Origin of the sequence: Prevotella sp. MGM1 (genome assembly GCF_002933775.1) — a bacterium.
Lineage (GTDB): Bacteria > Bacteroidota > Bacteroidia > Bacteroidales > Bacteroidaceae > Prevotella.
In genome coordinates this window covers 13,582-38,937 of the sequence record NZ_BEWV01000177.1, presented here as the reverse complement: position 1 = coordinate 38,937, position 25,356 = coordinate 13,582, and the positions used below count along the sequence as shown (strand labels likewise).

Below are 25,356 nucleotides of genomic sequence, written 5' to 3'. Positions count from 1 at the left end.
AAATGAAAAGCATCCGCTTTTCTGGTCTTTATGACCATCCAAGCGGATGCTGTCTTTGTTTTCTGTTTTTAAATGTCGGTATGTAATATATATAGTTGCAGTTTGTTTTTCAGAACATTCCAGGTCCGCCGAAACCGCCACCTCCGCGGTTGCCACCCATGCGCGGGCCGCGTCCGCCTCTCTGGCCTGGTCTGTCAGTCCTTCTGCCATCTCGCATACCTTCACGTGCGGCTTTTCCTCCGAATAAGTTCATGCGGTAAATGACGTGCAGCATGGCAAAGTTTGTAATGGCATTATACTCTGTGTCGTTGCGTTGCATGGCGTTGATGGTGCGGCTGATGGTCGACTGTTGGTGCAACAGGTCGTAGAACTGCAGCGACAGGGTGAGTTTTTTGTTTTTCAGGAAACTCTGGCTTATCTGCGCATTCCATATCAGTTCGTTGGTGTTCATCGACTCATCGTTGAATCCACGTCGGCTGTTCATGTTGAAGTCTGTGGATAGCCCCATTCCCCAAGGCAGTGTCATACTTGTATTGAATCCGTAAGAATATATCCATGTGTCGAGATTGCTGTTGGGTTGAAGAGCGTTTCTTGCGTGGTTGTATGTCACGGTTCCGTTCACTTCAAACTCAATCCACTCGTTGCGGTAGCTTCCGGCAAGTTTTTCACGTATGGATGTAGACTTTGTAACGTTCTTTTGTGAGTCTGAATTACGGTTTATGCTGATATAGCTCACGTAGTGTTCATATCCGAAATCGGTAGATGTGTTCACGTTGAAATAGCCTGTAGTGTCGATAGCCGTGTTGTAGAAGAACGATCCTTTAATGTTCCAGTTGCCGTTTATGTTCTCCGGTCGTGTGATACGTCCTCCAGTTTCGGGATTGTATGTCACGCGGCTGCTGAAGCTGTTGCTTGTCGTATTGAAACTCATGTTTGCTCCGAAAGCCTGCTGCCGGTGCTGTATGTAGTTGTTGTAGCGTATGAAGAAACTGTTGGTGAATGATGGCTTCAGTCCCGGGTTACCCATCGTGATGTTCAGCGGATTACTGTCATCGGTGATGTCAAGCAGGTCTGTCATGCTCGGTTGGCTTGTCGATCCGCGGTAGTTGAACCTCAGTTGGCTCACTTTCGATATCTTCCAGCGGAAATCGAGGGTGGGGGTCACGTTTGTCACCGTGCGGACCGTGTCGGCGTGATGGCCCTGGTAGCGCTGCACGAAATGTGTTTTCTGCGGCATCACAGTCACTCCGACGTTGAAGTTATACGCCTGACGTATTATTCGCAGCATTAACTGTATGTCGTGTATGTAGTTCTTGTACTCCGAGAAGCGGCTCAGGTCATCGTCAAGATAGTCCTGATAGGGATTATCTAAACGGTTGAGGTATTCGTCCCACCCGCGGAATTGCGGCGTGATGTCGGCGAAGAAGTTTTCACCGAGGTTGCTGAAATCAAACGTTGAGCGTTCGCTCTTTGTATATTTATACTGAAATTCATAGCTGAATTGCAGGAAAGTGGCCTTGAATATAGGCTCGCTGTATGTCGTTCTCACACTGTAATTATAGTTTTTCTGCGGTGTGAGGTTATATCTGTTTGTCTGATATGTGGAGTCGAGTCCGAGAATGTTTTTAATCTGATACAGATGCACGTTGGAAGTTGAGAGACTTTTGTTTTCTGACTCTCCATAGTTTGCGCCCATTCTCAGTGTTACGTTTCGTCCGGTGTTGTTCAGTTTGCGGTTGATTTGCAGCGAACCGCCGAAATTTTTTGACTCGCCGTAGCTTATAGAGTTGTTTTTCCGTGAGTTTACCATCACGTCATTTTCGGCCAGTTCTTCTATATCTTTCTCGTCCAGCGGGTCGAAGACGTATAGATACGGGTCGTCCTTGTAAGTTGCCGAGCGGCTCATCGATAAGCCGTCGTTTGTGGAATAGCTGAAATTCGGGCGGAACATGATGTTTGTCATCGTGTCGGGCATCCATTCCAGACGCATCTGCGCGTTCCAACTATTGCTGCGTGAGTAGTTTTGGTTCAGGCTATTTGAGAACGAGCCTACTGTGCTTACGAAATTTTCTGCTGCCGTTTTGGTACGTGTGTCGCCATCGCTGTGGTTCCAAAGTACACTTCCATCCAGTTTCAGTTTGTCTTTTTTCTCGTAATTGAAGTTGGCTCCGGCCATTTTATGAGCTGTGAGTCCGCTTCGTCCGCCACCGCCACGGCCTGAAAATCCACGGTCGTTGACGTTATTTGCATTCCCAAATCCCATTACTCTGAAATTGTCTTGCATCCTTGCTGCCATCACACGTGCCGCATATCGGTCTTTCGTACCGATTGCAAGGTCGTTGTTAGTGAAAAATCCCTTATTCATACCACGTTTGATGCCGAAGTCAAGCACTGTTTGTTCGTTACCGTCATCTATTCCCGATATACGGGCGAGGTCGCTTTTCTCGTCATACGATTTCACCTTTTCTATAATAGAGGTGGGCAGGTTCTTCATTGCCGTCTTTGTGTCGCCCGTCATGAATTCCTTGCCGTCTATCAGTATCTTTTTCACTTCCTTGCCGTTGATGGTTATCTTGCCGTCGTCGTCTACCTGTGCGCCTGGCAGTCTCTTTACCAACTCTTCCACAACAGAGCCTTCCGGCGTGCGGTATGCGGCGGCGTTATATACGAAAGTGTCTTCTTTCAGTGTTACCTTGGCTGCATGTCCTTTCACGGTTGTGCCTTCCAGCATGATGGCGTCTGCGGTGAGGGCTATCGTTCCCAGTTGAACATCTTTTCCACCGGTCACGGTTATGTTGTTTGTATAGTCTTTATATCCCACACTTGTCACTTTCAGTATGTATTTGCCGTCGGCTGGTGCTGTTACGCTGAATGTGCCGTTTTCTGCCGTGAGCAGTCCTTTCACAAGCGTGCTGTCTGTCTTCATCAGTTTCACGGTTGTCATCATCATAGCTTCTTTCGATTCGTTTTCCACTATTTTTCCCGTGATAACACGTTGTCCCAGAGCGGGAATTGTCGCCGTTATAACGGCCATCCACAATAGAAGTCTTTTCATTATATAGTTACTTTTTTTATTCATTCACGTTTTTTATGACGGGATAATGATTAAAACGTTTAATGAATGGTGGCTGAAAAATGATAAATCTAAAAAAAACGGTGTGTCCGGATGTTTGAAACGATTGTCGGAAGCTATATTTTTAATTTTTACCAATTGCTTATCTGGAACTTTTAGAGTATATGGTTAAGTGTATTGAAACTTTAATGATTATTTGGTTAAATGGATATTATTTTGCCTATTGCCAAATATTTATCACGTAATTTACTTTTGTATAATAACAAAAAAGCTTATCTTCGCGCAAAAACGATGGATAGAGAAAAGCTAATGATTATATACTACGCACTTGATGAGGCAAAATATTTAATTTCGGAAGAGATACAGTGTTTGATGAGTGAAGATGTTTTGGAGGAATATCAAAATACTCTTGACAAAATAAAATGTGCTTTGCGTGTCGTAAGAGAATACGGTGCTAACCGATATAACAATTCTCTTGGTGATACATGAGATATTTTATGTGCATATCATCTACTTTGAGCAGATGCATATTGTTATCTATGCCTAATAAATTCCTGTCATTTAAGTCGAGTAAATGGCTACAAAGTATTTTCCCTTGTATATCGAATGTTATATAGCCTTGGTCAAAAAGTTTATCGAGATTAGGTTGCAATAACAGTCCGTTGTACATGTCTAATCGCTGTTCATTGTCACTGACGTACCATGGCCGGATATGAGAAGCTACCAGTACGGGTAAAAAAGAACATCCGCTTACGCTACAACCATTCCAGTATTGGACAAGTTTATTTCGAAATACCCCTTGTCCGATACGAGATTGTATTATCTGAGTTCTTTCTGTTGAAGTCAGTTGATGGTCATCTTCTATTTTGTGTATTTCGGAAAGGATGCTATCGTTAATTCTTTTGTTATAGCCTGATTTTACAAATGCGAGGAATTTTCTTAGTCCGGCTTGAAAATCGCCTAAGGCTTTAACAGTATTGTATCGGCTTCTTTGTGTATACACCTTTCTTTCCTCATTCATTATAAAGTTTACATATTCATCTGTAATATTCTCATCCAATATATAATACTGAGAAAGGAATCGCATTCTACTGATATAATCATGGCTTGTTTTCTTTGCAATTCCTCCATACTGAAGCATATAATGCAGAAAGTTAGACTCTAATTCTTGAAAAGCTAATGTGGATGCAATCATGTCCTTCTTTATTTATTGTGGTTTGGAAATCAACTATGAATTGTTGTTTATATAAATATTCTTAACTGTAAACATACAAAATATTCTAATATGTTCAATGTTGTATTTGCAAACTTTATAATATCATTCCTGTTTTTAATTCTATTTATACTATTGTTGTATCTCATTAAGTATTCAGCTCTAACCATACGAGATTATAAAGGTGGATGCCGTCTTTTCGAATATATATGCTATTTGTTAATATAGGTAGTGCTCCGAGATATTATTATGGTTGCTGGCTTAAAATGCTGGAAATGATTTTTAAAGAGAATGCAGAATTGTCGCAGGTAGATATTTATAAGTTGTTTGAAGATTAGTTTGTGGGGTGATTTGTTTTGTGGAATATTGATAATCTGATATTTATAATCGTTCCAATACCATGTAATGATTAAGAATAAGTCATATTTTTTATTTCCGCACTATAATGAATATTCCGAAAAAACAGTGCCTTTGAAATGCGTCGGAAAAGTCGTTTTGAGGTGTTCCGGTGATGATTTCGCTCTGTTTTCATGCCTGTCTTTTTCCGTGCTTTTGGCTGTTGTGTCGCATTTGGATACTCGTTGCAAGCTGTTTTGCTTCATTTTGCGCCGCATTTGGTTGCCCGGTGTCTTCCGACGGATTGCCGGGTGCTGCCTAACGGGATACCCAATGCGGGTCAACGGGTGTCTAAATGCAAAAAACAGCCGGTGGAGTATGTGGCCGTTTGTATGTGACTGACGGTCAGATAGTTCGGAAAATCACCGTAAAGAAAGTGTAATATATTTATAATCAGTGATTTGCGAAAACTGTATCAAAATCGGGTAAAATCACGACAAAACGGTTTGCGCTGCGTGTTTTCCTGTTTATGGCTGTGTCGTTGTAATGATAATTCATGATGTTTTGCCGCATATCGTAAATTATTTTGACGTGGTTTTATGTGCCGGTGTTATCGATTGATATTATTTTCGCAAATAAATTGCCAAACATTAAGTAAATCGTAAAATATTGTTTATATTTGCAACGACTATTAACCGTAAAATTTTTAAATATGAAAAGGAAATCTTTAATTTATGTTTTGTTATCGTTGTTCATTTGTTCATGTACGAACGATATTGACACTACTGTTGAAAATTGTAATGTCCCGAATAATCATGCCCCAAACACGGATGGCAAGTTTAAAATAGATGAAGTGAAAGCATTGAGTATTGCAAATAAATTCTTTAAGTCCTCGACAAGGGGTTCTTCTGATTTTGTGATGGATTATGTGAAGAGTTCTGAACCTAATTTAACAAGAGGCGTGGATTTTGTGTATGATACTCTTGCTTATATTTTGAACAGAGGAGATGGAGAAGGCTTCATTGTCGTATCTTCTGATAATCGTGTTTTCCCTGTTCTTGCTTATTCGGAAACCGGTACTTTCAGTTATAAAGAAAGTATGGAAGATCCTGTTTATGCTAATTTTATATCACGATTGGACGGTTATTTGAAGAGTGCAGAGAATAAAGATTCTGTTATAGAAGTGCCGGATGATTATCTATTAAGATGTGTTATACATAGAGAAGTTGTTGATTCTTCATGGCATCAACTATCACCGTATAATAAATATGTAGTAAAATATAATCCAAATTGTCCCGTAGGATGTGTCGCTATTGCTACGGCACAGGCAATGTTACATTGCAAAGATGAAGTAGTATATGGTGATAGAACTTATGATTTTAAGGAGATAAGAGAAGTTTTATCAGAAAACAGGTTGCCGGGTGAGTCGTCTTTAACAATGGATTATGATATGGCGATGGATAAAATAGCATATTTGTTATATCAAATAGGTATGAGTACGAAAATGATATATCACCCAATACACGGAAGTGGTACTACATTAGAAAAAGCAATGTCTTTGCTTGATAGTTTAAATTATAATGTACGAAATCAAAGAAAGATAGATTTTGTAGATTCTATTGTTGTGAATTATTTATTGAATGACGATATTATATGTATCGGTGGCACGGGAATTGTCAATGGTGGTGAAATTAAACATGCTTGGATTATAGATGGTTGTTCTTTTTGTTGGAAAGAAAACCGTCCCAAATCAGGGGTACAGTATATTTTCCTTCATTGTAACTGGGGATGGGGTGGAAAATCGAATGGTTATTATTCCCCTCTTATATATTTTGATCCGGAAGGATGTTTGTTTTATACATATCAATTGACTTATTTTTCTGTTGGTAAAAAAAGTATTTTAGAGAGCCTTATATGCGAAGACTTATGGGGAGGATTTACAGGACCCGGACAATGATAATTATTGCCGTTGCCACATTAATCGTTTCTTGCGGTTTGCGTAGATATGATAAAGTGGATGGAAGTAAGAATGCCAATGCTATTGTTCTTAATTATATAGATGATATTATCGGCCTGTCAAGGCATGTGCGGCATCTGAGAGATAATAGTGATACGACCGTTGTCACCACCCGATACGGCGGGTGGCAGATAGACAGTATCGCAGTGTATGAAGAGCGGTATTATCTGCCGCGCCCTAAAATTGTGAGATTTGTGCATAGTATTTCTAAGGCCGATAAGCGGAAGATGGCAAAAAACGGATCTTTTGAGAATCGGCACTTATGGCTCACAACCGAGGTGAAAGGGAACGAGCTGACTTTCATGGCTCCCACGACAGATATGCAAGACGACCGTGAGGCTATAATATATCTGAGCAAAGGAGACTATACCGACAGTATAAAGATTATACAGTCGGCTATGCTTCTGGGCAAAAATCCCAACGTATTTTCTCTTATTAGTATTTGGCCTCATTGGTTAAACGCACCTGTGAACGGGGCCAAGACGGAGGCGACGACCCGTGGAACGACATGGTGGATAGAGAAAATAGTTTTTTACCGGAGCGATTACGGATTGGAATCGGAAGAATGTATATTCTCCGATAGTGACAAGGAAAAGCGTCTGCGGACGCAGAGATGCGACACAACGGTGAGATATGTGACGATAAAGAGCGTGGGGAAAGACATTGATATTTCCGTACCGCCGAACAAGACAGGCCGTCGTCGAAGGTTCATGATAGTTTTGCGGTGCGATAACAGTTGTAGTTATTTTAATGGAGAACAGGCCGCCGAGTGACATGATTATCAGTGGAAAGGCCGATGAAGGAATGTGACAATTTGTTCGTTTCTAAATTCCTTGGCTGGCCTTTTTGTTATTTTTGTGACATAAAATTGCTATCTTTGCAGGTGATAGGCTGCGTCTGAGCAATTGAAACGAGTATCATTGCGTTCGACCAATGCTGTTTTTTAGAAAGATTATGACTAAACAGGAGATTATAATATCGGATAATATAGGGCGGTCGCTGGCCGCCGCAGTAGGAATTTGCCCGCACGACCGCCTCTTTGTGCTTGCGGACGAGACCACCGAACGGCTCTGCCTGCCGCTCATCGCTGGACAGGACTGCATGCGCGAGGCACAAAAGATAGTCGTAGGAGCCACCGATGTAAACAAGACGCTTGACACCGTGGCGCACATATGGACGGAACTCGGACGCTTGGGGGCCACCCGCCACTCGCTGATGATAAATCTCGGGGGCGGCATGGTGACCGATCTCGGCGGCTTTGCCGCATCTACATTCAAGCGGGGCATAAGCTACATAAACATCCCTACGACGCTGCTCTCAATGGTGGATGCCTCTGTCGGTGGGAAAACGGGAATAAACTTCAACGGCCTTAAAAACGAGATAGGCGTGTTCAACAATGCCCGAAGCGTCATTCTCGACACCGGGTTTCTTAAAACAATGGACTCGGAGAACATACTGTCGGGCTATGCCGAGATGCTGAAACACGGACTGATAAGCGATGAGCGGATGTGGGCTGAGCTGATGTCGTTCGACCTTGACACTCCCGATCTCGACCGGCTGCGCACAATGGTGGCCGACTCAGTGAAAGTGAAAGAGCGCATCGTGGAGCAAGACCCAACGGAACGGGGACTGCGCAAGGCATTGAACTTCGGCCACACGGCGGGACACGCCTTCGAGTCTATTGCCATGCGGTGCGGCACACCGATTCTGCATGGTTACGCAGTGGCGGCCGGTATGATATGCGAGTTGTATTTGAGTGCTCTTAAAACTGGTTTCCCGACCAACAGGATGCGCCAGACAGTGGCTTTCATCGCGGAGAATTACGGCCGCATGCCTATCACATGCGATGACTATCCGGAACTGTTTGAGCTGATGACCCACGACAAAAAGAACGTTGCCGGCACAATAAACTTCACGCTGCTGGGCGGTATAGGCGACATAAGGATAGACCAAACGGCAACGAAAGAAGAAATATACGAGGCTCTCGACTTTTACAGGGAGGGATGTATTTGAGGAGGTTGTTTAAGTCTGACTCATAAAACAAAAAACACTCTTGACTCTTAAAAGATTACGTAAACAATGGAAATAAAACCGATAGCATATTTCAGTTCGCCGTTTACCTCTAAGTTTGGACTACCCAGACAAAGCGGACTGGTGCCCAAGCTGCGGGGAAAGATTGTTTTTACATGCGATTATTCAGATCCGGATTCTGTTCGGGGACTCGATGGTTTCGACTATCTGTGGATTATTTGGGGGTTTTCCGAGAACTTGTCAGCGCGCAAGCATGCTACGGTACGCCCTCCACGGCTTGGAGGAAACAAGCAGATGGGAGTTTTTGCGACCCGTTCTCCATTCAGACCCAATAACCTGGGACTATCAGCCGTGCGGATAGAGAGAATAGGGATGCAGGGTGGCAGACTGGCAATAGAAGTGTCCGGAGCAGACCTGATGGATGGAACGCCTGTATATGACATTAAGCCTTATGTGGTGCAGGCCGACTGTCACTCGGGAGTGAGAAGCGGGTTTACAGACACGGAGCAATGGAAAATGCTTGCGGTGGAGATGAAAGAAGAGCATGAGATACTGTTTGATGATGATGAGTTGGCCGCACTCAAACAGGCGCTTGCCCTCGACCCTCGGCCCCATTATCACTCAGATCCGCTGCGTGTATATGGTATGCCGTTTGCCGGTCGTGACGTGAGGTTTACAGTCGATGGTGAAGTGATGAGGGTTATAGATGTCGTAGACCGTGTGTAGTGAACCACGTTGCAATGAAGTCAAGGTCTTTCGTCAAACCTTATTATTATATGTTTAAATCCCATGGACTTCAGCATGTTTCGTATTTGTGTATCTGCGTTGTTGCGTGCACTGTTTATGTTGGCTTTTGTCATTCCTTGTCTTAGCATCCTGGTATGTGCCCGTTTGTACATTGCTTCACGGTCAGCATTGGTCCATCGGCCGCTTTCAAAGAAAGAACGTGTGCGGGCCTCGTCTATGAAATCTCTATCAAGTAGTGATATCGCAGGTAAAATCATGGTTATGGAATCACCGGATACTTTTATCCATTCTGATTTTACGTGGTGCATGTTAATTCCAAGCCGCATTGTCCCGTAATAAATGCGCACAAGGTGGTCGTCGGAGAACATCCCTCGACGCACCGTATCAATCATTTCCTCGTCTGACACGGAAAGAAACTCCCATTCACCGATGGCTTTTATCGACTCTATATGTTCGGGAGTGATGTCTATCCTCTTGTCGTTTTCCACCGTGATAGATGTCTCTTCGGCAATGTTCAGTAGCTTGTACACCACCACCGATAATGCAATCAGTGTCAGTGCAACAACTATAAACTTTATATTCGCTATGCTTGCGATCTTCTTTTTCATTTCTTTCATGCTATAGTGTTGTCATGTCATGGTATCTTTTCCACTGTTGTCGCATCGATAAGTGTTTTTAAGTCGCTCTCATCGAATTGCTTACGGAATGTCACTGTGATGTCTTTTCCCTCGTAACCCATCTGTTCTATCATTGGTATTATAATCTGGGCGGCATTTTCTTGTGCGGTCTCTATTATCCCGGTACGGGTGATTGACGATATGATAGCTTCACGTCCCTGATTTTCATAGTCGGTCATATCCTTGTCAGTGAAATGCGAACGGGTGATTGATACGAACTCTTTGATGTTCTTTCTGTCTATCTTACTGCTTGTAAGGGTCACTTTTGGATCGGGGAGAATAATGGTAATCTTATTTCCATCCCGTTCGATATTCTTTTCTGAGAATGTGGAAAAGTCGATATATGCTTTCAGTTTGGCACTCATCGGGATAGCTATCTTGCGGTCTCCGATTGGCATTTTCATATCGAATTGTTTGCCGAGAAATGTTCCTTTTAGGCGTTTTACGTCGTCGTGGGTCACTATTTTTTTTATTCTATACTCGGCAGTATATAGTCGTGAGTGTTTTCGTATCTGCATAACAAGCATAGGCAGGCTGTCTGTGTTTTCCGAATTATGTTCAGGCGCATTCTCTTTGTCTGCCGAGCATGAACACCCTGATATTATCATAATTGTCAAAAGCAAGTATATCAGTTTCATATCGTAGTTTCGTAATTATAGTTTTGGAGTGATTATTATTGTTGCAAAAGTAAGAAAAAACATCCGTTTCGCATAAAAATGAAATTATTTTTGTCAATCATTTAAACTTTTAAAACATTACGGCGTCATATAACCAGTCGCGACAGAATAAACGTATTAATAACAGCTATAAACAAGAAGCGATTATGAAAAAGACTATACTGGCATTGGCCGCAATGATGATAATCAGTGCCACAGCAATGGCTCAGAACGAAGACAGACGCGGGCGTAATGGAATGGACCGAACGGAAATCGTGAAGAGACGCACGGAGGCCACAGTTAAGAAATATGATTTGAATGCGGAGCAGGCACAAAAGTTGCTTGAGCTTAACACGAAGTATCAAGGACAAATGTGGCGCGGAATGGGAAATCGTGCGGGAAGAAATACAAATGCAGGAAAGGAGAGAGCCGTAAGACGTGACACCTCTATGCGTACGAGAACAGCTCCCGCTACCGGGAACAATGTACGCATAAGACCTGATATGAAAGAAATGCGTGAGAACATGAGGAAATATGATGAAGAATTGAAGACCATAATGACTTCTGAGCAGTATGCCAAATATCAGAAAGACATAGAAGCAAGAAGACAAGCAGGCAGGAAATAAAGAAATAAAATAAAGATAGTCATAATGATTTGGTGAACATAATAGTGATTTAGGTAAATGAAAAGCAAGGAAAGGCAAGTGTGCCTGGCTTCATGAGGTTTTAATTTTTTAAGTAAGAAGAAATTAAAGGGTAACGGGGCGTGTCAAAACTAAGGCGCGCCCTTTTTTGTTTTATAATCAATGGTCTTTAATTCTTTGTGTGCATAAATGAATATTAATAAAGTCCTTGTTGGTATTATCCGCTCTGATGATTTGAAAATACGATATTATAGAAAACTTGAAACGCCGGAAATATATTTCCGGCGTTTTAAGTTTATTGGTCGGGCATAATTGTTTTACTCGAAAGTCTTGAACTCATAACCCTCGTCTTTCAGCCATTTTATAGCCTCAGGCAGGGCTTTATGCAATTTGTCGATACTTTTTACAGAGTCGTGAAACGTTATTATCGAACCGTTGCGTGTGTACCGTTTCACGTTGTTGAGTACTCCCTCGGCTGTCATCCACTTGGAGTAGTCTCTGGTGACAAGATCCCACATCACTATACGGTATTTCCGGCCGAGCCAAATGTATTGATCCAAGCGCATCCAACCGTGCGGGGGGCGGAACAAATTGGTGTGTAACAGTTCGTCCGCTTTCTCCGCATTGTCGTAATACGCCTTTATCGAGTGACGGAATCCACCTATGTGATTATAGGTGTGGTTGCCGATTCGATGCCCTTCGGCCACTACTCTTCGGTATAGTTCAGGATATTTTCTTACGTTATCACCTACCATGAAGAATGTGGCGTGGACTCCGGCTTTGGCAAGAGTGTCAAGGATAAATGGAGTCGCTTCCGGTATAGGACCATCATCAAAAGTCAGATATATGGCTTTCTCATGTTTGTCCATTCTCCATGTTGCTCTGGGGTATAACCAGCGCAACCACATAGCCGGTTGCTCTATTATCATCTTGTTACTTTATTAGCCTTCTATTCCGAACTTACCGCCTTTGTTTTGATATCTTTCAGCGAATATTTCAAGTTCTTTCAACTTCTTTTCTGCCCATGTGGGATCGGTCTCATTGGCTATGATGGCGGCTTGCTGCATTATGTGCAGATTAATCATGCACTCTCGTTGTGCGCTCGTGAAGCGTATTCCTTCGAGTGACAGATACCAATTTAGGTATTGGCTTGATTTTTTCCACAGTTCTTTTATCAGATGATTTGCCGCGGCTTTGTTGCCAATCGCTGCATATACACGTGCTTCGTCGAGCGACCCGGAAGAGTAGTCGACAGGTACGTTGTATTCGGGGATATTCTTGTCAAGATATGCCAATACCTCTGCGGCTTTCTTGGTTTGTCCTTCTGCGGCAAGGTTCATTGCCAGTTGCACGAATACACGGCGGTTTGTATGGCACATGCGCATAACTGTTTCATCAATGTAAATACCTTTTTTGTCTATTCCGCCGAACTTGAACTTGTTCATCATCACGTCATAACTGCGCTTTGTGTCGAAGTTTTTCGCTCCCGCTGTATTAGTCGTGAACGGAGTGATGCGGTTTACAAGACCTTCCTGTATGAAGTTGTCTCCGAGGTTCATGTAGTTATCCTGGCCTACGGTGAGAGCTACGTATATCGGGCGTACCCAATTGCTTTGGGCTATCATTTCAAGCATCATGAGGTCACCTTTGTATAAAGCTCTCTTTCCAGCGAGTGAGATTACCATCTTATCAGGTATCGAATCGGTTGCCATCATCATTCCGCTTTTCTTCACCGCTTTTTTGTCGATGGTTACATATACTGTATCAGTCGGTATTACGTGAATGCTTCCGCGGTCTCCTCCGGTGAGGAGAGTCATCACTTCGCGCTGATTTTCGTCTACATCGTTGCGTACCCAGTATTTAAGTATGTTCTTCAATTCAAACGGTTCGTCTCCGAACATCTTCTTGGCTTCTTCCGGATAAGTCTTATAGAGTTCCTTGATGCTCTCTTTCATCATCGGATTCAGCTGCACATATTCGTTTGTTCCGGAGCAGTATTCAAGTCGGTTCCACGTTATCGGCACGGAAGGAGAGTCGTAAGCGGGGCGCCGCATCTGGTCGATGTACCAGTCTGTTTGCAGATAACTGAGGTTGCAGACACGTGCGTCTGTACGTACTCCCTCCACATCTTGATTATACCAGAGAGGGAACGTGTCATTATCTCCGTTTGTATAAATGATCGGATTGCCTTCTTTTTGAAGCGACATTAGATAATTCTGTCCGAAATCACGGCATGTGTAACGTCCGCTGCGGTCATGGTCGTCCCATGTCTGTGATGCCATTTGCACGGGGACAAGCAGGCAGGCGGCTCCCACTATTGCTGCCACCACTGTCTCATGGCCTTTTAGTTTGCGGTTGATTTCTTCAATTATGGCAGCGACTCCGAGTCCGCACCAGATTGCGAAAGCGTAGAACGAGCCTGCGTATGCATAATCGCGTTCGCGCGGTTGCATAGGTGTTTGGTTGAGGTAGATTACAATTGCTAGTCCGGTCATGAAGAAAAGGAAGAACACTACCCAGAACTGGCGGATGCCGTTAGGGCCTTTTCTCAGTGACTGCCAGAACAGGCCGATAAGTCCGAGCAGTAGCGGCAGGCAGTAGAATACATTGTGTCCTTTATTGTTTTTCAACTCGTCAGGCAGCAGATCCTGATTGCCCAGTCGCCAGTTGTCAAACCAAGAGAAGCCGGTTATCCAGTTACCGTGTTCCAGTTCGCCGTTACCTTGCAGGTCATTCTGGCGTCCTGCGAAGTTCCACATAAAATAACGCCAGTACATGAAGTTGCATTGGTAAGACAGGAAGAAGCGCAGATTTTCGAGTTGCGACGGCATTTTTATCATCATCGGCTCTCCGCAGCGGTCATAAGGAACCTGGCTGCCGCTCACTCCGCCCATCCAACTTTCATAGGCTCCGGCATGGGTATCACTGTACATGCGTGGGAACAGCATGTTCTGTGCATACTTGTATTCGTCTCTTGTGCGTACTACGAAGTATGAATCTTTCTCGTCGGCAGACGCTTTTTCCTTGCGTTGGTATACCGGTGCGCCCTTTTTCATTTGCGGGCGGCAGTACTCTCCGTCTTTATCGAGAGCCACTTGCGATGTATATGCCTGGCCGTAGAACAACGGTCTGTTGCCATATTGCTCTCGTCCGAGATATTCTCCGAGTGTGAAGATGTCTTCGGGAGAGTTCTGGTCCATCGGAGGATTGGCGGAAGAACGTATCACTATCATCGCATAGCTTGAATAACCGATCATCAGCATAAGCATGCAGAGCAATGATGTGTTCTTTACTCTCGAACTGATTAGCGGCATACCTTTCTTTGTATACTTCAATGCGAACCACAGTGCGGTCAGGACTATGATTCCGATTATTACGGAAGAAATGCCGTGTCCGTAGAACGGTATGCCGAGCATGCCCACCGAGGCGATGAAAGCAATGTCGCCTCGCTTTTGGCTTTTGTCGTTGTATGTCTCATATATAGCCCATATAATGCAGGCAATGAGTAGTATTATATATATTATCTCGCCTGTGTTGAACGGGCAGCCGAGGGTGTTTACGAAGAACAACTCAAACCATCCGCCTACACGCACGATGCCAGGCACCACTCCGTAGAGTACGGCTACGAGTATACCCACGGATATTGCCAGGGCAATCAGTGAGCCACGCAGATCGGCATTGGAGTTTTTGTGAGGGAATCGGCGGTAGTAGTATACCAACACAAGTGCCGGTACGCAAAGCAGGTTTAGCAGGTGCACACCGATGGACAGACCGGTCATATACATTATCAGTACCAACCAGCGGTCGCTGTGAGGCTCGTCGGCATGGTCTTCCCATTTCAATATCAGCCAGAACACAATTGCGGTGAATGCCGATGAATAGGCGTATACCTCGCCTTCGACAGCACTGAACCAAAAAGTGTCACTGAAAGTGTATATCAAAGCGCCTACAAGTCCTGAGGCTTCTATTGCGATTGCTTTTGGTAGTGTAAGCTCATTCCAGTCTTTTATGAGCAGTTTGCGCGCGAGATGCGATATTGACCAGAACAGGAACATTATGGTGATTGCCGAGAGCAAGGCGCTCATCATATTTACCATGTATGCCACTTGTGTCGGATCGCTTGCGAATTGTGAGAAGACATTTGCCGTCATGGCAAAGAAAGGTGCTCCCGGCGGGTGTCCTACTTCGAGTTTATATCCTGTTGTGATAAACTCCGGACAGTCCCAAAAACTTGCTGTCGGTTCAATAGTGGAGCAATACACAAAGGCTGCTATCAGGAAAGATAGCCACCCGAGCAGATTGTCCACTCGTCTGAATTGTTTCATCATTCCAAATGGTTATTATGTTATTCTATAATTTTGGTTATTCTGTCAATGCTCTTTTGACGATGATATAATCCGTGCAAAGGTAATATAAATAAGGTGAGATATTGAGCATTTTGTTTTTTTTAACTCGTATCCGGCTGTCGCTTGGTTTGTGTTTAATGTGTGTCCGGTTGATAAAAAAAACAAAACGTCATAAGCGTCTCTGACCCTTATGGCGTTTATATTCGTTTTTTTTAGTAGATATATGGTTTAACGGTGGAGGTATGTCTTGTTATGTTTTTGTTCATATCAGCATGCTTGCGCCGTATATCAGTAATACGTATCTTAGGAATTTGCCTATCGTAATGCTTATGAACGATATCGTGATGTTCGCACGCATCAGTCCGAGCACTATCGTGATGGCACTGCCGAGAATGGGGACGAAGGCGAAGAAGCCCATCCATGCTCCGTGACCGGCCATGAATTTTTCTGCTCTGTCCAGATCTTTGCGTTTCACGTGTAGATATTGCTCTATCCATTCCATCTTGCCTTGCCGGCCGATGGCATAGTTGAACATTCCTCCCGCCACGTTGCCTATCGTGCCGTAGACGATGAGAAGCCACGGGTTCAGGCCTGCGGCGAGAAGCGCTATCATTACGGCCTCGCTGCTGAAAGGGAAGAAGCTGCCAGCTAAAAACGAGGCTACCAATATCCCGAAATATCCGTAGTCGGTCAGAAGAGCGGTGATGACATCCATAGATTAACTCCTGTTATAGCTATTATTGTAATCATGATGAGGCAGAATGCGATGTTTGTCACCCGTGTCCGTGTGAGTGAGATGAAGTGTCCTGCCAGCGGAGCGGTGTTTATTATGAGGATCCTCGTGAGGATATCATAATGTTGCGGGAATGCCACAGCCAGTGTCATTACAAACAGTGCCATGAGGATGAAACAGTTATATAGCATTCTTATTCTTATCTTGTCGTTGTAGGCCGTGCGTGCGAAGTGTATCATTCCGGTGACTGCGAGTATGGCTATGAATATGAATGTCGCAACCTGGTTTACAGACAGTATGGTGTAGTCCGGCGGATAGCTTATCTCCGATAGAGGCATGAAGTGGTCTAACGATGCCAATGGATTGTCGGAGTAGATATAATATAATGTGGCAAACCAGTATGGTGTCACCACTCCGATAACGGAAGCGAGAAATGTGCGCCGGCTCATCGACTGTATGTAGAAAATCATCATTATCCACATGGCCGGTATTAATATAAGTGTATGCACGTAGAACATGCTCGACAGGCCAATCATAATAAATCCGTAAAATGTCTTTCCCGTGGCTGTCTTATCCTGATAGCAGTGGAACAGCGGCAGGTATGCGGCTGTTATTAATGTTGCGGCGATGGCTTCATTCATGGCGTCGAACATGAAACAGCACATTGAGGCTATCGCAATGAATGAGCACGATACCATCCTGCTGTAAATTCTGATAAGTGCGTTGCTGTTGTTCAGTTCGATCATCAGGTATGTAGATAAAACAAAGCAGGCGAACTGTATCCACCATTGCATGTGGTACAGTCCGTCCGCCAGCCATACAGCCACCCCGTACAGAGCGACCGCGGGCAGTGCCATTCTGCTTTCCGAAATCTTGTTTTGCAGTCGTTTGACCATTGTTTGGCTGAAATCAAAGGTCGCTTCCTATGTCGCTGCGGAAGTACTTGTCGGTGAATTGGATTTTCTTGGCTTCATCAAACGATTTTGCCAGAGCCTCGGCCTTGTCTTTTCCGTAAGAACTTAAGGCTATGACGCGTCCGCCTGCCGTTACCACCTCTTCGTCTTTGAGTGCCGTTCCGGCATGGAATACCATGCTTCCTTCCACATTCTCTATTCCTGTTATGGGATATCCTTTCTTGTATTCCTGCGGATAGCCGCCGCTTACAAGCATCACGCAGACAGCCGCGCGCTCGTCAAACTCAATCAGGCGCTTGTCGAGGTCGCCTTTTGCCACACCGTCGAAGAGGTCTACTATGTCGCTTTTCAGGCGTAGCATCACGCTCTCGGTCTCGGGGTCACCCATGCGGCAATTGTATTCTATCACCATCGGCTCGCCTTTGACGTTGATAAGGCCGAAGAATATAAATCCTTTATAGTCTATGCCTTCGGCAGCCAGCCCGTCTACCGTGGGGCGTATTATGCGGTCTTCCACCTTTTTCATCCATTCTTCCGTGGCAAACGGTACAGGGGTCACGCTGCCCATGCCGCCCGTGTTCAGGCCGGTGTCATGCTCTCCTATACGCTTGTAGTCTTTTGCCTCAGGCAATATCTTGTAGTTCTTGCCGTCTGTGAGCACGAATACGGAGCATTCTATACCGCTGAGGAACTCTTCAATGACCACCTGTGCCGAAGCGTTGCCGAACATGCCGCCGAGCATTTCGCGCAGTTCCTTCTTGGCTTCTTCGAGCGTGGGAAGTATCAGTACGCCTTTTCCGGCACATAGTCCGTCGGCTTTGAGCACATACGGGGCTTCCAGTGTTTCCAGAAAGGCGAGTCCTTCTTCGAGGGTGTTGCCGTCTATTGTCTTATACCTGGCCGTCGGGATGTTGTGGCGCTGCATGAATCCCTTTGCGAAATCCTTTGAGCCTTCAAGCACGGCTCCCGCTTTCGACGGTCCTATGACCGGTATGTTCTTGGTTCTTTCATCGTTCTTAAAATCATCGTATATGCCTTTTACCAGCGGATCTTCCGGTCCTACGACCACCATGTCCACTTTCTTGTCGGCAACAAACGCCTTGATGGCCTCAAAGTCGTTGACGCCTATCGCCACGTTTTCTCCGCAGTTGCCTGTCCCGGCGTTACCCGGGGCGATGAACAGTTTGTCTACTTGCGGGCTTTGCGCTATTTTCCATGCCAGGGCGTGCTCTCTGCCGCCGCTTCCTAACAACAGTATCTTCATGTTATATTGTTTTTATTGTTTGCATTATTGATGTTTGTTTTCTCCGAATAGAAATTTGTTGTTGTCCGTTCTTATCTTTATCTTACGGATTCTCTTTTACCGGTGGCTTCATTTCAGGTAGTCTTCAAAATAGCGGGTTATCCGCTCATGCAGATGCACGCTTTTGTGGCCTGCCATGTTGTGTCCTTCGCCTGGATATACGAAGAAGTCGGGTTGGGTGCCTGCTTCCGTACATGCGTTGATGAACTGCAATGCATGCTGCGGCACCACCGTCGGGTCGTTCATGCCGATGATTATCTGTAATCTGCCTTTCAAATCTTTCGCTTTATCTATCAGGGATGTGCGTTTGTAGCCTTCGGGATTGCTCTCTGGGGTGTCCATATACCGTTCTCCGTACATCACCTCGTACCATTTCCAGTCTGTCACGGGGCCTCCGGCGACACCGACTTTGAACACGTCCGGATAGTGGGTCATCAGCGATATGGTCATAAATCCGCCGAAGCTCCATCCGTGTACGCCCAGCCTGTCGGTGTCAACGTACGGAAGCGACCTTAGATATTCCACGCCCTTCATCTGGTCTTTCATCTCCTCTTGTCCAAGATTGCGGAATGTGGCCTGTTCGAATGCCAGTCCTCTGTTCTCGCTTCCACGGTTGTCGAGTATGAAAAGCAGGTATCCTTTCTGTGCCATGTATGTTTCCCATGAGCGGCTCATGTAGTGCCATCGTGCGTCTACGTTGTGTGCGTGTGGGCCTCCGTATACGTAAACCACGGTGGGATATTTCTTGGCCGGATCAAAATTGACAGGTTTCACCATTCTGTAGTACAGGTCAGTGATGCCGTCGGCGGCCTTGATGCTGCCGCAAGAGTATTCCGGTACATTGTATCCTGCCCATGGATCGGGTGCGCTGAAAATCATTTCGCGTTTTGCAGTGGCAGTGTTTGCAATCTCGATGTTGCGAGGCACGTCCGGTTCGCTGTATTTGTCATACATCAATGCCCCGCTTGCCGACAGCACACCGTGATGCACTCCGCGTCCGTTGTCGAGTGCGGTGCGTTTTCCAGTTGTCGTGTTCACGGCAAACAGGTTGCTCTGTATAGGGCTTTTCTCGTTTGACAGGATGATGATGCTTTTCTTCTTGGCATTAAATCCTACTGCTTCCTGCACTACGAAATTGCCGGATGTGAGCTGCTTTGTCTTATAATACTCCCTGTATGCCACGCCAAAATCGGTTCGGTGTGTATCTGGGTAAACCTTTGTATTCGTGTCTACGACATATAAATGGTTGTATCCGTCGCGCTGGCTCTGCATTATGAATTTGCCGTTGTCCCATGGCAGGAAGGTTATAGGATGCTGGGGTTCCACATATCTGTCGCTGCTTTCCTCGTATATCACATCCCTTTTGTTGCCTGTCTCGGCATCGTAGCTCACGAGATGCATCTTGTTCTGGTCCCGGTTCAGCTCTTGTATGTATATTGTCTTTGAGTCGGGACTCCATGCGATGTTCGTGAAGTAACGGTCTGTCGGGTTTCCTGCGTTCAGGTATATGGTCTTTCCTGTGTTCATGTCATGCACTCCCACTGTCACTTTATGACTTGTCATGCCAGCCATCGGATATTTGTCAGGCTCATGGCCGGCTATTCTTGCGAACGTGTTCACCTGCGGATAGTCTGTGACCATGCTTTGATCCATCCGGTAGAACGCCAGGCGGTTGCCGTCGTTGTTCCAGAATGTGCCGCTCATTATTCCGAACTCGTTGCGGTGCACGGCCTGGCCGTATACTATGTCACGGCTTCCGTCGGTCGTTATTTGTGTCGTTTTGCCGTCGGCGTCGGTCACGAACAACTGGTGTCCTTTCACGAACGCCACGGTTCTCGACTTGCTGTTCCAGTCCGCAAACGTCTCGCCTTCACAGTTTTGTCTCCATGCTACTGTCTTTTTCTGCCAGTCGTACAATATGCGCCGCTTGCCGTTACTCAACAAAGCAAGCGGTTCGTCAGGGTAGGGATACCGCACATTCATCATAGAACGCACCTTGTCTCCATCCGATGCCTTGTTGACTTCTTCGAGAGTGAACAGCATTTTCCTCTCGCCAGTCTTCATGTTAACCGTGCCTGTTTCCTCGGCGTCCTGATACATCAGCCTGTCGCCCCACCATGTTATGTACATGTTTTTGGGCGACATGTTGTAATAGTTGTTTCCTCCGAAGTTGAGATCTTCGAGAGTGAATTGTTTCAGTTGTGCGTGCATGGTCATGGCCGGTAACATGGACAATACTATTAGGGCATATCCGAATGTCTTAATTCTCATCGCCGTATCTGTTGTTTCTCTTGCCGTAGTCACGGCTTACTCTCGTTCTGTCGCTTTTTCCGTATCCGCCCTTGCCTGCGGGTTTGCCGTAGTTTTTGCCGCTGCGGTCAAATCGTTCGTGTCCACCGCGGTTTCCGCCGTTGTCTTCGTACCCTCTGCGTTCGCGGTCATATCCTTTTCCGCCACGGTCGAAACTTCTTTTATCCCGGTCGAAACTTCTTCTTTCACCGTCGAAGTTCCTGCGTTCTCTGCCATGCGCTCTGCCGTCGATACCGTCACGGTTCTCAAACTTCACATGGCGGAACTTGAATGAGCGTATATCGTCCTCTTCGTTGTCTTCATTATCGGACGAAAGCCTTTTCTTGAATTCCCGCTCTTTCTTGAACCTGTGCTTCTCCGCCATCTGTTTTTTCTCCTCTTCCGTCTTCACTATGCCGCCGTCGCTTCTGAAATCCTTGAGTTTTCCGTCGAAAATCTGATATTTGCGGAATTCGCATTCCAGCGAGCCATTGTAAAGCGGTATCTTGATTGACGGTTTCAGGCCTATTTGGTCGAAACACTCCTCACGGTAGCTGAGCACCCATGCGTCGTTGTTCATGAACTGATGCTTGAACCGTTCGCCTATCATCTTGTATGTACCGAGCAGGTCGGGCGTGGAAATGCGCTCGCCGTAGGGAGGATTGGTCACGATGATGCTTTTGTTCTCAGGCTGCGTGAAATCCTTAAAGTCGCCTTCGTTGATGGTTATCATGTTTGTCAGTCCCGCTGCCTTTACGTTGAGGCGTGCGGTGTTCACTGCCTTGATGTCGATGTCGTAGCCGTATATGTGGTGTTTGAATTCCCGCTCTTGCGAGTCGTCGTTGTATATCCTGTCGAACAAGTCCTTGTCGAAGTCGGCCCATTTCTCAAAGGCAAACTCCTTGCGGAACAGTCCGGGCGCCATGTTGCAGGCTATGAGAGCGGCTTCGATGGGCAATGTTCCAGAGCCGCACATCGGGTCTATGAAGTCTGTCTCTCCCTCCCAGCCGGTCATCAGGATCATTCCGGCAGCCAGCACTTCGTTCAGCGGGGCCTCCACACTCTCCTGGCGGTAGCCGCGGCGGTGCAGGCTCTCGCCGCTCGAATCGAGCGACAGTGTGCAGCGGTCTTCGGCAATGTGCATGTTCAGGCGTATGTCGGGGTTTGCCACGCTGATGTTCGGACGCTTGCCCGTTTTTTCACGGAATTGGTCTACAATGGCATCTTTCACCTTATAGGAAACAAACTTCGAGTGGCGGAACTCTTCCGAGAAAACCACCGAGTCTACCGCGAAAGTCTTGTCGACAGACATATATGACGTCCAGTCTATTTTTTTCACTTCTTCATATACGTCGTCGGCCGACAGAGCCTTGAAGTGGCAGATGGGCTTTAAAATCCTGATGGCTGTGTGCAGCTGAAAGTTTGCTCTGTACATCAGTTCCTTATCACCGGTGAATGATACCATTCTGCGGCCTATCTGCACGTCATTCGCGCCGAGGCCGGTCAGTTCTTTCGCCAATACGGGCTCCAAGCCCATGAATGTTTTGGCGATTAACTCAAATTCCTGTTCCATTTATATATTTATTCGTTATTTCTTTATGTCAGATGTCAAATACCAGATTGGCGGATGTTAAGTGTAGGGTGGCGGATGCCTGATATTAAATGGCGGCAATGGAGTATGCGGCTTTTGCGGGTAATACCCTCATCTCCTTAATCCTCATCTCCTTACTATACCTTTTTCACCACCTTGCTTTCGGGTTTCATGTCTTCCGTCACCCACAGGTTGGCACCAACCACCGAACCCCGGCCTATTGTGATGCGTCCCAGTATAGTGGCGTTGGAATATACGATAACGTTGTCTTCCAGTATGGGGTGGCGCGGTATGCCTTTGATGGGGTTGCCGTTGTTGTCGAGCGGGAAACTTTTTGCCCCAAGTGTTACTCCCTGATACAGTTTCACGTGGTTACCTATGATACATGTTGCTCCTATCACCACACCGGTGCCGTGGTCTATCGTGAAGTGGTGGCCGATACTTGCTCCGGGATGTATGTCGATGCCGGTTTCCGAGTGGGCCATTTCTGATATTATCCTTGGTATCAGCGGCACGCCGAGCAGCAGCAACTCATGTGCTATGCGATGGTTGGCAAGCGCCTTTATCGCCGGATAGCACGATATTACCTCCCCATGGTTTTCTGCCGCCGGGTCCCCGTTGTATGCAGCCTCCACATCGGTGGCGAGCGTCCGTCTTATTTCGGGTATTTTTTCTATCAGTCGCGCGGATATATCGCATGCCTTGTCACGGCATTCGTTTGGGTCGAAGTCCTCGCTGTCGTGGCACGAGAAGCACAGTCCGGCCATGATCTGGTCGGTAAGTAGCTTGTGCATCCGTTCGATGTTCACGCCGATGTGATATCTGATTGTTCGGGTATTGACAGATGATTTTCCGAAATATCCAGGGAAAAGAATGGATCGTGCCAACCCTATTATTTCTTTGAGTGCCTTTCCCGAGGGCAGCGGGGTGCCGTCCCGGTGCTGATGAAACAAACCTTCGAGCGACTTCGCTTCCGACAACTCGTCAACCGTACGGGTCAATATATGAGTGAAATCTGTATTGCTCATCTCGTTGTGTCAATATTTTTATGACTGCAAAGATACTGCAAACCTCGCAAATACACAAATTAAATAATACTTTTTTTACAGGTATCGGAAATGTGGGAAAATGCCGGAAATTGATGCCGTGATGATTGTGGCGGTTCTTGACAGATGCGGCCGGAAAAAGTTTGTTATATGGTGTTTTGTAAATAAAATATCATACAGAGCGGTGCGGGTGCTTTTATCTTTATGATGCGTGTATGTAGTGCGTTCAGATGAAAAATACATTGATTTTTGATAAATTGTTTATTGTAGTAAGGCTTTATTCTTGATGTTTTATGTTCGGATACCCGTTACTTTCCATTCAGATACCCGTTGCATTGCGTTTAGATACCCGTTGCATTGCGTTTAGATGCCCGTTGCGTGCCGGTTAATATCCCGTTGCAATCAAAAAAGAGGCTTCCGGACGGATGCCGGAAGCCTCTTTGGTGTAAGTTTTCAAACCTGTGTCACAACATGTGTACGGGCATGTTTTCGCAACCGTAGACTTGTTTGTAGCCTACTGTTGTCATATAATGGTATGGCTATGGCGGTATTGTCGCTTGCATGTCAAATATCAAGGTGTTGGTCGGTAGCGTTTTTGTTTTCTTGTTGTTGGTCACAATGTCGTTATTTGTGGATGTTTTGTAAATAAAAATCATGACTTATGTGTGTGGAAATAGTTTTGTCGTCTTCAAAGTTACACTTAAATTGTTTTTATTGCAAGCGTTATTACGATACACTTTACGATACACCGGACAGCGATCACCGGTCGACAAGCCGATTTTAAAATATATTAAAAAGTATTCTTAATTTCTTAAATAATGCCCGTTTTTTGCCCATTTGCCGAAAACGGAAAAATATTTGCCGTCAAAAAGTTTTCTATGTAAGAAATATTGTATAATTTTGCCGTTGGAGAAAAAAAGCGACGTGCTACGAAAGATTTACGCAATAAGCAGGGCAGAGCGTTTCTCGCCAAATTCGGTAGATAAAGACGCTGCCATTCTTGAGGGTGCGGCCGATGAGTTGCGGCGTGCCGGATATGAAGTGGAGATATTGGCCGAGACCGATTTTTCGGGTGCGGCCGATGCTTTGGCGTGTATATCCATGGGGCGCGAACCGTCTACCGTGGCGATGCTGAAACGAATGGAGTCGGCCGGCGTGCCGGTGGTAAACAGTGGAAGCGGTGTGGAGGCATGCTGTAATCGCAGGTTGATCAACGATATAATGAAACAGGTCGGTGTGCCGCTTCCTTCATCGCATGGTGACTGTGGCTATTGGCTCAAAAGAGCCGATGGAACGGCCGAAGGTCCGGGCGATATACGGTTTGCCTCAGACTGGCAGGAGGCTGAGGCGGAAATGGCTTTCATGAAAAGCGCTGGAATAAAAGACGTGATAGTACAGGCGCACGTGCAAGGAGACCTCGTGAAATTCTACGGGGTGAGCGGCACGGATTTTTTTCATGTCTGCTATCCCGGTGACGATGGAAATTGGAAATTTGGCGATGAGCGCCGTAACGGTGCCCCGTCTCATTATCAGTTCGACTTATCGTCGCTTCGTGCCATGGCCGGATGTGTAGCCGAAGCCGCCGATACGGTGGTGTATGGCGGCGACTGCATTGTAGACAGTGGCGGAGGCGTGACTATAATCGACTTCAACGACTGGCCCAGCTTCTCCCGATGCAGGGAAGAGGCGGCAAGTGCAATTGCGGAAATTGTGATTAAGCGCATCAGCGGTAATAAATAA

At 45.7% G+C, this 25,356-nt stretch carries 19 protein-coding genes; 7 read left to right on the top strand and 12 right to left on the bottom strand.

Features of this window, described 5'->3' with window-relative positions:
• Positions 1-109: 109 nt before the first annotated feature.
• On the bottom strand, positions 110-3,055 hold the full coding sequence (locus MoGM_RS06690) for an outer membrane beta-barrel protein (protein ID WP_104369368.1): 2,946 nt from the start codon (positions 3,053-3,055) through the stop codon (positions 110-112).
• 222 nt (positions 3,056-3,277) lie between these two features.
• Here MoGM_RS06690 and MoGM_RS06685 point away from each other — a divergent pair, with 222 nt between their 5' ends.
• A complete protein-coding gene (locus MoGM_RS06685; RefSeq protein WP_104369330.1) occupies positions 3,278-3,562 on the top strand; it encodes a hypothetical protein in 285 nt (94 codons plus the stop codon).
• On the opposite strand, the gene MoGM_RS06680 is transcribed toward MoGM_RS06685, so the two are convergent.
• On the bottom strand, positions 3,528-4,268 hold the full coding sequence (locus tag MoGM_RS06680) for an HNH endonuclease (protein WP_104369329.1): 741 nt from the start codon (positions 4,266-4,268) through the stop codon (positions 3,528-3,530). The genes MoGM_RS06685 and MoGM_RS06680 overlap by 35 nt on opposite strands.
• A 1,066-nt stretch (positions 4,269-5,334) precedes the next feature.
• Between MoGM_RS06680 and MoGM_RS06675 the strand changes: the two genes are divergently transcribed.
• From MoGM_RS06675 to tsaA, 4 genes are all read left to right on the top strand, one after another.
• Positions 5,335-6,579, top strand: coding sequence for a C10 family peptidase (locus tag MoGM_RS06675; RefSeq protein WP_104369328.1), 1,245 nt, complete (start codon positions 5,335-5,337; stop codon positions 6,577-6,579).
• Positions 6,576-7,412, top strand: coding sequence for a hypothetical protein (locus MoGM_RS06670; protein ID WP_104369327.1), 837 nt, complete (start codon positions 6,576-6,578; stop codon positions 7,410-7,412). Before MoGM_RS06675 ends, MoGM_RS06670 begins: the two co-directional genes overlap by 4 nt.
• A gap of 181 nt (positions 7,413-7,593) precedes the next feature.
• Positions 7,594-8,652, top strand: coding sequence for a 3-dehydroquinate synthase (aroB, locus tag MoGM_RS06665; RefSeq protein WP_104369326.1), 1,059 nt, complete (start codon positions 7,594-7,596; stop codon positions 8,650-8,652).
• Between the two features lie 66 nt (positions 8,653-8,718).
• Entirely contained in the window at positions 8,719-9,396 is a 678-nt protein-coding gene (gene tsaA / locus MoGM_RS06660; protein ID WP_104369325.1) for a tRNA (N6-threonylcarbamoyladenosine(37)-N6)-methyltransferase TrmO, read from the top strand.
• Between the two features lie 20 nt (positions 9,397-9,416).
• Here tsaA and MoGM_RS06655 read toward each other — a convergent pair whose 3' ends face one another.
• Both MoGM_RS06655 and MoGM_RS06650 read right to left on the bottom strand, forming a co-directional pair.
• Positions 9,417-10,025 carry a DUF4230 domain-containing protein gene (locus tag MoGM_RS06655; protein ID WP_158249567.1) on the bottom strand — a complete coding sequence of 203 codons (609 nt, stop codon included), beginning with the start codon at positions 10,023-10,025 and terminating at the stop codon, positions 9,417-9,419.
• 26 nt (positions 10,026-10,051) lie between these two features.
• Positions 10,052-10,732, bottom strand: a complete 681-nt coding sequence (locus tag MoGM_RS06650; protein ID WP_104369323.1) for a DUF4230 domain-containing protein — start codon at positions 10,730-10,732, stop codon at positions 10,052-10,054.
• Positions 10,733-10,917: 185 nt separating this feature from the next.
• Between MoGM_RS06650 and MoGM_RS06645 the strand changes: the two genes are divergently transcribed.
• Positions 10,918-11,376: a DUF4890 domain-containing protein gene (locus MoGM_RS06645; protein ID WP_104369322.1), complete on the top strand. Its 459-nt coding sequence runs from the start codon at positions 10,918-10,920 to the stop codon at positions 11,374-11,376.
• Positions 11,377-11,711: 335 nt separating this feature from the next.
• Here the strand turns inward: MoGM_RS06645 and MoGM_RS06640 are convergent, their stop codons facing one another.
• The 8 genes from MoGM_RS06640 to MoGM_RS06605 form a co-directional block, all read right to left on the bottom strand.
• Complete coding sequence (locus MoGM_RS06640; RefSeq protein ID WP_104369321.1) at positions 11,712-12,323, bottom strand: polysaccharide deacetylase family protein; 612 nt, start codon at positions 12,321-12,323, stop codon at positions 11,712-11,714.
• A gap of 12 nt (positions 12,324-12,335) precedes the next feature.
• The gene (locus tag MoGM_RS06635) at positions 12,336-15,719 is read right to left on the bottom strand and encodes a DUF2723 domain-containing protein (RefSeq protein ID WP_104369367.1); all 3,384 of its coding nucleotides are present in this window, start codon (positions 15,717-15,719) and stop codon (positions 12,336-12,338) included.
• A gap of 283 nt (positions 15,720-16,002) precedes the next feature.
• Complete coding sequence (locus MoGM_RS06630; RefSeq protein ID WP_104369320.1) at positions 16,003-16,455, bottom strand: YqaA family protein; 453 nt, start codon at positions 16,453-16,455, stop codon at positions 16,003-16,005.
• The gene (locus MoGM_RS06625) at positions 16,431-17,369 is read right to left on the bottom strand and encodes a hypothetical protein (protein WP_104369319.1); all 939 of its coding nucleotides are present in this window, start codon (positions 17,367-17,369) and stop codon (positions 16,431-16,433) included. The genes MoGM_RS06630 and MoGM_RS06625 overlap by 25 nt, the downstream gene beginning before the upstream one ends.
• A gap of 13 nt (positions 17,370-17,382) precedes the next feature.
• Entirely contained in the window at positions 17,383-18,651 is a 1,269-nt protein-coding gene (gene purD, locus MoGM_RS06620) for a phosphoribosylamine--glycine ligase (protein WP_104369318.1), read from the bottom strand.
• Between the two features lie 108 nt (positions 18,652-18,759).
• A complete protein-coding gene (locus tag MoGM_RS06615) occupies positions 18,760-20,961 on the bottom strand; it encodes a DPP IV N-terminal domain-containing protein (RefSeq protein ID WP_371410510.1) in 2,202 nt (733 codons plus the stop codon).
• Positions 20,951-22,552 carry a THUMP domain-containing protein gene (locus MoGM_RS06610; RefSeq protein WP_104369316.1) on the bottom strand — a complete coding sequence of 534 codons (1,602 nt, stop codon included), beginning with the start codon at positions 22,550-22,552 and terminating at the stop codon, positions 20,951-20,953. The genes MoGM_RS06615 and MoGM_RS06610 overlap by 11 nt, the downstream gene beginning before the upstream one ends.
• A gap of 155 nt (positions 22,553-22,707) precedes the next feature.
• Positions 22,708-23,598 (bottom strand): serine O-acetyltransferase, encoded by an 891-nt coding sequence (locus MoGM_RS06605; protein ID WP_104369315.1) that lies wholly within the window; start codon positions 23,596-23,598, stop codon positions 22,708-22,710.
• A 942-nt stretch (positions 23,599-24,540) separates the two neighbouring features.
• Here MoGM_RS06605 and MoGM_RS06600 point away from each other — a divergent pair.
• Positions 24,541-25,356, top strand: a complete 816-nt coding sequence (locus MoGM_RS06600; protein ID WP_233210192.1) for a hypothetical protein — start codon at positions 24,541-24,543, stop codon at positions 25,354-25,356.